Genomic DNA, 12,669 nt, shown 5'->3' with positions numbered 1-12,669 from the left:
TCACTACACAGGTCATTTAAAAAATAAGCTTATACCCTACCCCGCGGATATTTACGATCTGTACCCGCGGATCTTCTTTCAGATAGCGGCGTATCTTGGTGATGAACACATCCATGCTGCGGGCATTAAAAAAGCTATCATCGCCCCAAAGGTCCAGCAGCACAGCTTTACGCTCCATTACCTGGTTCTTGTTATCGTACAGGCGGCGCAGTATCTCGGCCTCACGGTGCGAAAGAAAAGCCGAATTGCCATTACGGGTAAGCGTTTGCTTTATGTAGTTAAAAGCATACTGCCCTATCATTACCACCTCCCCGCTTTCCACACCCGGCGGGGGCGCTGGCTGCTCGCTGGCACGTTTTAGCAGGGCTTTGATGCGCACTATCAGCTCATCCATGCTAAAGGGTTTCTTCAGGTAGTCGTTACCCCCCAGCTCAAAACCTTTCACCACATCCGCCGTTTGCGATTTGGCGGTAAGGAATATAATGGGCGTCAGCTTATCCTGCTTGCGGATCTCCGTAGTTACGCTAAACCCATCCATGTTGGGCATCATAATATCCAGCACCACCACATCGGGATGGTGCTGCTGGTACAGGCGCAGGCCGTCTTTACCATCTGCTGCGTACAGCATATCAAAGCCGCGCATTTCCAGGCTGTCTTTCACGATCTGGCCCAGCTGATATTCATCCTCTATCAATAATACTTTTGCCATAAAACGGATTTACGATTTTAGATTTTAGATTTACGATTTTATGGGTGCGATAAGGTTTTGCATTAAATCTAAGATCGTAAATCTAAAATCTTAAATTTTAAACGGGGACCTCCATGGTAAATTCACTGCCTTTCTCCGGCTCACTGCGTACTGTAATGCTGCCATGGTGCAGCTCCGCTATCTTTTTCACATAGCTTAAACCCAGGCCAAAGCCCTTTACATTATGCAGGTTGCCGGTAGGCACCCGGAAGAATTTGTCAAAAATACTCTCCTGGTAAATACGGGGTATGCCAATGCCGTTATCCTTCACCTTTATAGTTAGCAGGCCATTGCTTTTGCTGCACTGGATATGTACCATGGGCTGATCGCCGGAGTATTTAATAGCATTATCCACCAGGTTGTTCACCGCGTTGGATAAATGGGTTTTGTCCACATACACCAGCGGGTGATCCAAATGGTTATCATAGCGGAACTGCACCGGCTGGCCCGTTTTTACCTGGTGGTTGGTAATAATGTTATCTATCAGGTCGTTCAGGTCTGTTTCCTCTTTAAACAGCTCTATTTCTTCTTTCTCTTCTGCTGCAATTTGTAATACTTTCTCCACCAGGTCAGAGAGGCGCTGCAGCTCCTGCTTGGAAATATCCAGGTAATTTTTTGTCTTACGCTGATCGCTTAACGCGTTGAAGTTCTGCATAGCCTCCACCGCTGCATATACAGTAGCAATGGGCGTTTTCAGCTCATGCGTCATGTTATTGATGAAATCATTCTTTACGTCAGATAAGCGCTTTTGCTTTAAGATGGTGCGCAGCATGTAAATAAAGCAAAGGGTGGTTAGTATCAGCAGCACCAGCGATGTGAACAGCGTCCACACCATTTTCATCAGAATGTATTGCAGGGGCGATGCAAAGGTGGCCTGTACAAACAGGTTACTTGCCGGGTTAAAGGGCATCTTGCTTGTTTTTAACGGCTCTCTTATACGCATGCTGTCCCGGAAGCTTTCCCGGGAAAAGTTGCTGAAGTTTACATGAAAAGTATCAAACTTATAACCCGTTACAATTTGCCGGTTATGCAGCTCCGCGGTAAAGTTGGAATCCAGCCCTTTCAGGTTCACACTATCCCCGTAAAGGTTATTTAACAATATCAGGTCCGACATTTGCCGGGCCAGCGTATCTGCAAAAGTACGGGAAGGGGTGCCGGGTTTAAACACCGGCAGGGGGCGCTCACCGCCCATAATAGCATCTAACATCGCCTGGGCCGAATCTCTTTTTGCCCGGGGTGCGCTTACCTGCTCCGGCGGCAAAACCAGGTTGGATCCCCGCTTCACGGCAGTATCCTTACCGTAATAATGCACCAGCCGCCGGGCCTCAATAAACTGGTTATTGAATAACGCCGTACGCAGCGCCCCGTTTATATCCCGGTTAAACTGGTCAAACTGTACTTCGTAGGAATTATAGAGCCAGTAACCCTGGAAAAGATAGATCCCCAGGATGCAGACGCTCATTAGTATAAGTATGTTACGGATGCGCTTACGCATGAACACGATTTTAGATCTACGATGTTAGATTTACGATTTGATCTGAGCGGGCCAAGGGTTTACTTTAAATCTGAAATCGTAAATCTAAGATCGTAAATAGGCAAAACTATTGTTTTCCCGGCGGGTCTGCTTCCTTTTCTTAACAATAATTAACAGTAAATAAGAATGCTTAACTGAGAATCTGTACTTTGCACAAGCCTGGCGGCAATCGGATAGCAGCCGCATCCTTTCAGATCGTTCATGATCGGCTGAGGATCAAGTGTTTCCGCAGGGCAGATAAATGGCGGTAAAACTCCGTAGGCGGCAATGCTCGCCCGGCGTTTACTTATTAACTTACAGCGCCGGTATACAACGCTAAGAGGCATCAAAAGCAGGAACCTGTAGCGTTAATAATCAGATAGAGAGATGAAGTCACTTGTATGCACGCTGGTCTTTATTATCCTGTGTGGTACCCTGGTCCGGGGGCAGATGAGGCAGAAAGGACAGATCAAAGGCCATCTTACTGATAAAAGCTCCGAACAGCCGTTGGCAGATGCCAGCGTGGCCTTATTATACGCCAAAGATTCCACCATGGCCGCATCGGCCTTTACTGATAAAAAAGGCGCCTTTACCCTGGACGATCTTCCCGAAGGCGCCTATAAGCTCTACATCACTTTCCTGGGTTACCGGCCATTATTACAAACCGTATCTATTACCCCGGAACAGCCCATTGCTGCACTGGGCGCTATTCCCCTGCAAAAGACCGGCGTTACCCTGGATGCTGTTGAGATCACGGAAATAAAACCACCCATCCGCGTGAAAAAAGATACGCTGGAGTTTAATGCAGGCTCCTTCAAAACCCGGCAGAACGCGGTAGTGGAGGAGCTGCTGAAAAAGCTGCCCGGCGTGGAAGTAGATAAGGATGGTAACATTAAAGCCCAGGGCGAAACCGTGAAAAAGATCCTGGTAGATGGCAAACCTTTTTTTGGTAATGATCCCAAGCTGGCCACCAAAAACCTGCCGGCCGAGATCGTAGATAAGATCCAGCTGATCGATAAAAAATCTGACCAGGCCCAGTTCTCCGGTATTAACGACGGGCAAACGGAAAAAGCCATTAACATCACCATTAAAAAAGACCGTAAAAAAGGCATGTTCGGCCAGGTGTCTGCCGGCGCAGGCACCAGTGAGCGCTTTGCGGCCAGCACCTCCCTGAACCGTTTCCGGGAAGATCAGCAGCTTTCTTTCATAGGCAGCGGTAACAACATCAACAACCAGGGGTATACAGATGTCAGCGGCCTGAGTATGGGCAGTGGCCGGGGTATGCGCGGAGGTATGGGTAACAACGGTGGTAACGGCATTTCCCGCAACTGGACTGCAGGCCTTAATTACAGCCAGGACCTTACAAAAAGGATCCGCATCAGCGGCAGCTATTTTTATAACAATACCACCACGGAAAATGAGCGTAACAGCGCGCGCCAGAACCTGCTGCCCGATACTACCTACTACTATAACCAGCGCTCAAACTCGGTCAGCACCAACGCCAATCATAACTTTAATATGCGGGTGGAGTATGAGATAGACAGTACACAGTCTCTCATTATTTCACCCAACTTAAATTATACTACCAGCAGCAATTTTCAGGATAACCTGTATGAATCCCTGGGAGGCTCGCATCAGCTGGTGAACAACGGCACCACCCGTAATGCCGGCAACAATACAACGCCCACCTTTGCTGCAGATGTGCTGTACCGCAAAAAGTTCCATAAAACCGGACGTACCTTCAGCGCTAACCTGAATATAGGCACCAACAACAGCGATATGGAGAACTATAACCACTCCAATAACCTGTTCATACAGCCTAACGGCGCCATACAAACAGATAGTATAGATCAGCGTAATGATATTACCAACAAAGGCCTGAACACCAATGTACGCCTCATTTACACGGAGCCGCTGGCAAAAGATCACTTCCTTGAATTTACCTATGCCTGGAGCCGTAATTATTCATCATCCGATAAGCTCACGTATGATTTTAACGCCATCAAAGGCATCTACGACCGGCCCAATGATAGCTTAAGTAATTCATTCGAGAATACCTTCTCAACCCAGCAGGCAGGGATAAGCCTGCGCACGCAAAAGAAAACGTACGATTACAGCCTGGGGCTGAATGTGCAGTACAGTGACCTGGATAATAACAACATAAGCCTGCAGAACCGGCTGCAGCAGCATACATTTAACTTTTTCCCATCCGCCAGTTTCAGCTACGCGTTTAACAATAATAAACGCCTGCGTTTCTATTACCGCGGCGGTACCCAGCAGCCCAATGTAAGCCAGCTGCAGCCCGTGCCGGATAACAGTAACCCGCTGTATATCCAGTTAGGTAATCCCGACCTGAAACCCTCTTTCAACAACAACTTCAGCATAGGGTATAACACCTTTAACCCTTCCAGCATGCAAGGGCTATTTGCCAATGTAAGCATGGCGCTTACCAGCAACAAGATCATTAATGCCAATTACTTTGATTCCCTGGGCAGGCAGGTAAGCCAGCCGGTGAATGTGAACGGCGCTTATAATATTAACGGTAACCTGGTAAACACCATCCCCCTTAAAAGGGAGCATACTTCCCTGAATGCCACTACCAACTTTAGCCTGAGCCGGGATGTAAGCTACATTAACAACATTAAAGGCATTACGCGCAACTTTACGGTAAATCAGGGGCTGAGCTTTAATTACGCCTACCGCGAGCTGTTTGATTTTTCAACCAATGGCGGCATCAATTATAACGGCGCGCGCTATACTGTGCAAAAAGATAATAACCGCGATTATTTCAACTACTTTTTTTCGTTTGACCTTAATGTGAACCTCCCCTTAGGCTTTAACATTGGCTTTAACCTGGATTATACGCTGAACACCGGGCTGGCCGCAGGTTACAACCAGGATGTAACCATGCTGAATGCCTATATATCCAAAAGCCTGTTCCGCAATAAGCAGGGCCTAATAAAGCTGCAGGGTTTTGACCTGCTGAACCAGAATGTAAGCATTAGCCGCAATGTGGGCGAGAATTATATTGAGGATGTACAGGCCAGGGTGCTGCAGCGCTTTTGCCTGCTGAGCTTTTCTTATTTCCTGAACCGTTTCGGAGGTGGGGAGAAAGGGGGCAACAAAAACATGCGCATGAGGAATGTTATACCAATGCAAATGATGCCGGGGGGCGGGCGGATGATAAGAACGAGAGGCTAGGCCTTAAAAACTTGAAAGGTTGAAAGAAAATAAAGGTGAATGCATGTTGTATTATGCACATAAATTTCCGTTAGCATCCAACTTTAAATCCTTACAACCTTGGTATCTTAGTAGACGTGTAACTTACCATGAAGTACCACATCTGATCATGCTTTTTGTCCTTCCATTTTCACCTTTGGTACCCGCCAGCTCTGTGCAATGCGCTGCATTACCCAGGAAATAGTAAAGGTGGGTATGAAATCGAGCCCGGGGAACAACTCTTCCATAAAGTTGAACATCCCGCCAAAGGTGCCCAGGGTACCGCCAAACATGCGGTAAAAAATAATGGCGGAGATGGGCGCCCAAATAACGTCACTTACTTCTCCTAACAGGGGTACTGCATAACTTGCACAACCTAAAAGGTCCATTATCACGCAAACCAATAAACTGGGAGTAAATCTTTTTTCCATCTTTCAACCTCCTCTTTTCTTATAAAAGCTTTAAACAGGTAAAATGTTACAGTTTCTGATAAATAAGCACAATTAATGCCAAACTTTGGGGTCGCTGAAACAGGCTGCTGGCCTGGCTTTCTAACTTATTGATATATACGTAAAAGTAAGGCAAAAAGATGTGCACGTTATACGGAAAATAGAAAATGCGTAGAATCCGCAGGGAAGAATTACGAATTTTCAATCAGGATGCCGCTAAGCGATCGATCTTTAAGAACCGCGCCCTGTTTATACTTACGTTGCACAGGTTATTAATAGTGTTATTGAGATGTTAATGGCAACCGGTTCAAAAGCTGTATTGATTTTCAGGAGGATTCGTTTAGCAGCGATGTAGCTAACCCGTAATTATTTACAAGCCTCATTGATTTTCATAGGCATTCATGTCCCGCCTTGGCAGGATTGTAATTGATAATTACGGATTATTCATTCCATCCGTGCCGTATATAATTCGTAAATCGTAATTGAAAATTTGTAATTTCCACCACTAAACTGTTCACATACAATGCCTGATAAAAATTCACGCCGCGATATGATTAAAAAAGCCGCTGCACTGGCCTTTGCCTCCACTACATTATCATCCCTCACCAACCGGGTAATGGCCCATGAAGAGGCCATGGATGAAAAGCTGAAAGGCAACATTAACCACTCCGTTTGCGCCTGGTGCTATAACGATATTCCGCTGGAAGAGCTGTGTAAATCCTCTAAGAACATTGGTTTACAATCCATTGACCTGCTGGATCCGAAAGATTTTGCCACTGCAAAAAAATATGACCTTACCTGCGCCATGGTAGCCTCTATCAACAAAGACTGGGGCATTAACAAAGGCTGGAACCGGGTAGAACATCACGACAAGCTGGTGGAATATTATCAATACCTGATCGATGAAACGTCCAAAGCGGGGTTTCCAAACCTCATATGCTTTTCCGGTAACCGTGAAGGGCTGGATGATGAGCAGGGCCTAAAGAACTGCGCCCAGGGCCTTAAACGCATTATGAGCTATGCCGAAAAAAAGAAGGTGACCATTGTAATGGAGCTGCTGAACAGCAAAGTAAATCACCATGATTACCAGTGCGATCATACGCTGTGGGGCGTGGAATTATGCAAGGCTATTGGCGATGAACGCTTTAAGCTGCTGTACGATATTTACCATATGCAGATCATGGAGGGAGATGTGATCCGCACCATACAGGATTACCATCCCTACATTGCGCACTACCATACCGGCGGTGTACCCGGCCGGCATGAAATAGATGAAACGCAGGAGCTGTACTACCCGGCTATCATGAAAGCCATACACGATACCGGCTTTAAAGGCTTTGTAGCACAGGAGTTTGTGCCCAAACGCGCAGATAAGATCGGCTCCCTGAAACAAGGCGTTGAGATCTGTGATATTTAAGTTAGTCAACGGTCCATGGTCAATAGTCCACGGCATACTGCGTAAAGCAGGTTGCACCGGGATTGGCCATGGACCTTGAATTTTTTTCCTTCTTCTCAATTTCTATCCCCTAACCTACCTTCCGCCATACTTCCATTCCACGTTCCTTTGCCTAACAAAATATCCAATGGACTATCAACTATGGACTATTAACCACCTCCCTTACCACTCAAAACTTGCTTTACGCACCAGGCCATGGACCATCGGCTATGGACCATTGACTATTTATTCTATATTTGCGCACTAGTCTATCAAATAAGTAGGATACTATTCGCGCAAATATAGAATAAATCACATGGCACAGATCTTCAAAAAGCCTTTAAGCTGGTTATTACAGGAGTCCGGCCAGGAAGGCTCCCATACCTTAAAACGGACCCTCAGCGCTTTTCAGCTTGTGACACTGGGCATAGGCGGTATTATCGGCGCCGGCCTGTTTTCCCTGAGCGGACTGGCAGCAGCCAACAATGCAGGGCCGGCCGTTACACTCTCCTTTATAGTAGCCGCTATTGGCTGCGCCTTTTCAGGGCTGTGCTATGCGGAGTTTTCATCCATGATACCCGTTGCAGGTAGCGCCTATACCTATGCCTACGCTACCATGGGCGAAATGCTTGCCTGGATCATTGGCTGGGACCTGGTGCTGGAATTTTCGGTAGGCGCCGCCACAGTGGCCATCAGCTGGTCTAACTACCTCGTAAAATTTTTAAGTACGTATAACATTTACCTGCCGCCGCAGCTGGTACACTCGCCTTTTGAAACCGCCCAGCTGGCAGATGGTACGGTGGTGCACGGCATCCTGAACCTGCCGGCAGCATTGGTGATCCTGGCTATGTCCTGGCTGCTGATACGCGGCACCAAAGGCTCCGCCATCTGGAACACGCTGGTGGTGATCCTGAAAGTAGGTGTGGTGGTTTTATTCATTGCGCTGGGCTGGCGTTATATACAGCCTGCCAACTATACGCCTTACATACCGGCCAATACCGGCACCTTTGGGGAATACGGCTGGTCCGGCATTTTGCGCGGGGCTGGCGTAGTGTTCTTTGTGTATTTAGGGTTTGATATTATCAGCGCAGCTGCGCAGGAAACGCGTAACCCTAAACGAAATATGCCTATCGGTATCCTGGGATCGCTGGTGGTGTGCACCATATTGTTTATCCTGTTTGCGCACGTAATGACCGGCCTGGCCCCTTATACCGCCTTCAAAGGCAATGCTGCGCCGGTAGCGGTGGCTATTGAGCGCACGCCTTATACCTGGCTTTCACAGCTGATCATACTGGCTATCCTCATCGGCTATACGTCGGTAATATTGGTGGATCTTTTAGGGCAAACCCGTGTGTTTTATGCCATGGCTAAAGATGGTTTGCTGCCTAAAGTATTTTCGGATATCCATCCCCGTTTTCAAACGCCCTGGCGCTCCAATATCCTGTTCTGCATTTTTGTAGGCTTGTTTGCAGCGTTTGTACCCATCCGCGTGGTAGGTGAAATGACCAGCATCGGTACCCTGCTGGCATTTGTGATCGTTTGCGCCGGTGTGTGGATCATGCGGTATTCCATGCCGGATGCGCCCCGTGCTTTTAAAACGCCCTTAGTGCCTTTTGTACCTATTATGGGTATTATTACCTGTGTGGGTATGATGCTGTTCCTGCCCTGGGATACCTGGCTGCGGCTGATCGTATGGATGGCAATTGGTATGGTGATCTATTTCGGGTATGGGAAAAAGCATAGTAAGGTGAGGAATTCAGTTGGCAGTCGTTAGTTGGCAGTTGGCAGTCGTGGGCGCAGTTTTACCATGACTGCCAACTGTTACTATTATTCAATAGTAAACTGCAATTATGAAAGACCTCCTCCAAATACCAACAGCTAACTAATTCAAAACTTAACCTTACAATTCACAACCCATCCGCTTCAATAACTGCCAACTGCACACTAAAACTTCCAGTCCTCCCGCAGCACGCCCATCACCACCATATCCACATACTGCCCGTGCAGCTTGGCGCTGTGGCGCAGTATGCCTTCCTTGGCAAAGCCAAGCCGTATGGGTATTTGTGCGCTGCGCTCGTTCTGCAATACAAAACGGATCTCAATTTTATTCAGCCGTAATTTTTTAAAGGCAAAGGTGATCAGCGCCCTGCAGCTGGCTGTGGCTATGCCTTTGCGCTGAAAGGCCTCGCTTACCCAATAGCCTATTTCTGCTTTTTGCAGCAGGTGATCCCAGCCATGCAGGTCCATTACGCCACATAGCTGCTGCTGGTACCATATGCCCAGGGCCATGGCTTCCTGCTCTTCTGCTTTGCGCTGCATAAGCTGTATAAAACGTACGGAGTGCTCTTCATTGGTATTATAATCTACCCACGGCAAAAATTTGCGCAGGCTTTTGCGCGATGCGTCTATTTGTTTATATAAGGGTACGGCATCCGCCGGTTGCAGCTGCCGCAGGGTTATCAGCTCATTTACACGAAGTTCCAGCATATCAGGTGAATGGTGGTCAGTAAGATGTTCCGCGGCCAAATTAAACAAATTTAGCCACAAGCTTGTGTTACAGCCATATATAAAAAAGGCCGGCACTATTGCCAGCCTTGTACAGTTGTAGCGTTTAGCTTGGATTGAATGAAAACACATTCTTAATTCTGCGCTATCAACTGTTGTTTAGTCATGTCCTTTACAATCAGTTTGGCGTACAGGTAGGCCTGTCTTACGGCAGTAGGCGGGTCTACAGACTGCGTTTGGGCAGAGTAGATCAGCTTACGCTGGTTCAGGTCGTACAGGTTACTTTCCCAGTTATACCGGGTATTGGTCTGGTAATAACCCGGCTGGTACATTGCACCATACCAGCGGCTGTAATACGGCCAAAAACCACCATAGTACGGTCCGTACGGACCATAAGGGCTTGATGGTACAAAATCCCTTTCACGCGCTTTGTTCAGCAGCACTACTGTCAGCACCTGGCTGGCATCGCTGTTGCGCAGCTGGCGCAGGGCCGTTTTTTCATCGGTCTTGTCTCCAAAAGCATCCGGCCCGTAAGTACGCAGGGCAGAGGTAGCGTTCAATCCCTCTTTCTGCAGCTCAGCTACCAGGTTATCTTCCATCAGGGCCCGCAGTTGCTTTTCACGTTGCGGTACCAATGCCATTACCATGATCTTTTTATCTTTTTGCAGCTGCGCATCATTCGTTTTCCAGGATGAGGTGAGCTTGGTGCTGGTACAAGCTCCCAGCAGCATCAATCCTGCGCCCGTTATAAATAATCCAATCTTTTTCATAATCGCCTCGTTTTTATACTGTTTAGACGGGCAAAGGAGCGCATAGTTACATAGGGAGGTGTTAAGAGAATGCAAAAAAAAGTCCATGGTCAATGGTCCATAGTCCATTGCATAGTGCAGGGGTTAAATGCTTCAGAGGATGGGAAATAGCCGGCGGTCCACTGCACACTGACTGGGGCAGCAGCACCGGGAGATGTGGGATGTGTTTTGTTAAAAAGTAAAAGCCCATAGTCTATAACCCGTTACAAGGCATCGACTATGGACTTCTAGCTATAACACGAAATAATTTTCCGCTCGCAAAAGGCCATGGACTATGGTCCATCGACCATGGACTAATAATTAATCACCTGCTCTTCAATAGCAGCAGGTATTTCCCGGAACTGGTACAGCTGCGTACGCAATTGCGGCTCAAAACCGGCTTCTTTAATAGCTTCCTGTATAGAGCGGTAAGTGAAGCGGTGCGGTGCACCTGCAGCGCTTACCACATTCTCTTCAATCATAATAGAGCCAAAATCATTGGCGCCGGCATGCAGGCATAGCTGCGCTACCTGTTTACCAACCGTAAGCCAGGAGGCTTGTATATTCTTCACATTCGGCAGCATAATGCGGCTCAGCGCTATCATGCGTATATATTCTTCGGCAGTGGTAGCATTGTGTACTCCGCGTATGCGCGCCAGCAGCGTATCCACATCCTGGAAGGTCCAGGGAATAAAGGCGGTAAAACCATAATGGCCTTCCGGCTTTTCACTTTGTACCTGGCGTATATCTGCCAGGTGCTCAAACCTTTCCAGCACAGTTTCTACGTGGCCAAACATCATGGTAGCAGAGGAGGCAATGTTCAGCTTATGTGCAGCGCGCATTACATCCAGCCATTCCTGCGCACCGCATTTACCTTTGGAAATAAGGCGGCGCACCCGGTCGTTCAGTATTTCCGCACCAGCGCCGGGCAGGCTGTCCATACCGGCTTCCTGCAGGGCTTTCAGCACTTCAATGTGCGTGCTTTTTTCCAGCTTGGTAATATGTGCTACCTCGGGGGGGCCAAGCGTGTGCAGGCGTAAGGTGGGGTATAGCTGTTTCAGCTCTTTGAACAGGTTTACATAAAAGCTGAGGCCCAGCTCAGGGTGATGGCCGCCCTGCAGCAGCAGCTGATCGCCGCCGTACTTCAGGGTCTCATCTATCTTGCGCTTGTACTCTTCAATGTTGGTAATGTAAGCATCCGCATGCCCGGGTATGCGGTAAAAATTGCAGAACTTGCAGTTGGCCGTGCATACGTTGGTAGTATTCACATTCCGGTCTATCTGCCAGGTTACTTTGCCATGCGGTACCTGTATCTTACGCAGCTCGTTGGCAATATGCGCCAGCTCTGCCATGGGCGCTTTCTCAAATAAGAACACTCCTTCTTCCGCAGTCAGCCACTCAAAGGCGAGGGCTTTCTGATATAGATCTTTCAATTGCATTGTTAAGCCTTATGCAGCAAAGTTACTAATTACAGGATATAAGTTGCTGATATTCGTCAGCCCGCTCATTTCTGCATCAAGTCCACCTTAAGTCCGCATCAAGTCCACGTCATGTCCACATGGCACCTGATAATCAATCGTATACAACAGGTGTGCGATCCGTGTTTTTCCCGGGTGCAGGCCCTTACCTATAGGTAACAGGGCCATGATCGGGGTTTTCCCTGCATACAAAATGGCTTTAACAGGCAGATGGGATTCCGGAACGTTGCAAGAACCAGGTTATAGCCTTTCCATCAGGTATTTCATAAAGCGTTGGCTCTTGCCTTTTAATGAGGCCCTTCCATCCGCAAATGCCTACTAGACAAGCACTCATACTCCCATATCTATCCGTCATACATTCGTATGCCATCCCCTCAACCTGTCATCCGTCTTCCCTTCAAAACACTTTATACAGCGTAACATGTTGTTTGTACGCTTTTGCCACCGTTTGAAATATTTTTTTGTTATGTAAAACCATTTTAATGTTAAATTTAGGTAAACGAGAGCTTCACGCGTCCTGTATGCGATATACCT

General features: G+C 47.6%; 9 protein-coding genes. 3 read left to right on the top strand and 6 right to left on the bottom strand.

What is annotated here, in order from left to right:
• Positions 1–16: 16 nt before the first annotated feature.
• A complete protein-coding gene (locus VIM87_RS15060) occupies positions 17–709 on the bottom strand; it encodes a response regulator transcription factor (RefSeq protein ID WP_331997788.1) in 693 nt (230 codons plus the stop codon).
• A 97-nt stretch (positions 710–806) separates the two neighbouring features.
• Complete coding sequence (locus VIM87_RS15055) at positions 807–2,243, bottom strand: HAMP domain-containing sensor histidine kinase (RefSeq protein WP_331997787.1); 1,437 nt, start codon at positions 2,241–2,243, stop codon at positions 807–809.
• A 405-nt stretch (positions 2,244–2,648) separates the two neighbouring features.
• Between VIM87_RS15055 and VIM87_RS15050 the strand changes: the two genes are divergently transcribed.
• Complete coding sequence (locus tag VIM87_RS15050; RefSeq protein WP_331997786.1) at positions 2,649–5,462, top strand: outer membrane beta-barrel family protein; 2,814 nt, start codon at positions 2,649–2,651, stop codon at positions 5,460–5,462.
• 146 nt (positions 5,463–5,608) lie between these two features.
• Here the strand turns inward: VIM87_RS15050 and VIM87_RS15045 are convergent, their stop codons facing one another.
• A complete protein-coding gene (locus tag VIM87_RS15045) occupies positions 5,609–5,911 on the bottom strand; it encodes a hypothetical protein (RefSeq protein WP_331997785.1) in 303 nt (100 codons plus the stop codon).
• 541 nt (positions 5,912–6,452) lie between these two features.
• On the opposite strand from VIM87_RS15045, the gene VIM87_RS15040 reads away from it, so the two are divergent.
• Entirely contained in the window at positions 6,453–7,346 is an 894-nt protein-coding gene (locus tag VIM87_RS15040) for a hydroxypyruvate isomerase family protein (protein WP_331997784.1), read from the top strand.
• A gap of 334 nt (positions 7,347–7,680) precedes the next feature.
• A complete protein-coding gene (locus VIM87_RS15035) occupies positions 7,681–9,138 on the top strand; it encodes an amino acid permease (protein ID WP_331997783.1) in 1,458 nt (485 codons plus the stop codon).
• 170 nt (positions 9,139–9,308) lie between these two features.
• Here the strand turns inward: VIM87_RS15035 and VIM87_RS15030 are convergent, their stop codons facing one another.
• From VIM87_RS15030 to mqnC, 3 genes are all read right to left on the bottom strand, one after another.
• Entirely contained in the window at positions 9,309–9,851 is a 543-nt protein-coding gene (locus VIM87_RS15030) for a GNAT family protein (RefSeq protein ID WP_331997782.1), read from the bottom strand.
• A gap of 152 nt (positions 9,852–10,003) precedes the next feature.
• The gene (locus VIM87_RS15025) at positions 10,004–10,639 is read right to left on the bottom strand and encodes a hypothetical protein (protein WP_331997781.1); all 636 of its coding nucleotides are present in this window, start codon (positions 10,637–10,639) and stop codon (positions 10,004–10,006) included.
• 332 nt (positions 10,640–10,971) lie between these two features.
• On the bottom strand, positions 10,972–12,096 hold the full coding sequence (gene mqnC, locus VIM87_RS15020) for a cyclic dehypoxanthinyl futalosine synthase (protein ID WP_331997780.1): 1,125 nt from the start codon (positions 12,094–12,096) through the stop codon (positions 10,972–10,974).
• Positions 12,097–12,669: the final 573 nt, after the last annotated feature.

The organism is Chitinophaga sp. (genome assembly GCF_036569125.1).
GTDB lineage: Bacteria > Bacteroidota > Bacteroidia > Chitinophagales > Chitinophagaceae > Chitinophaga.
Note: the sequence above shows the minus strand (reverse complement) of the source record. Positions and strands in the feature narration are given on the sequence as shown.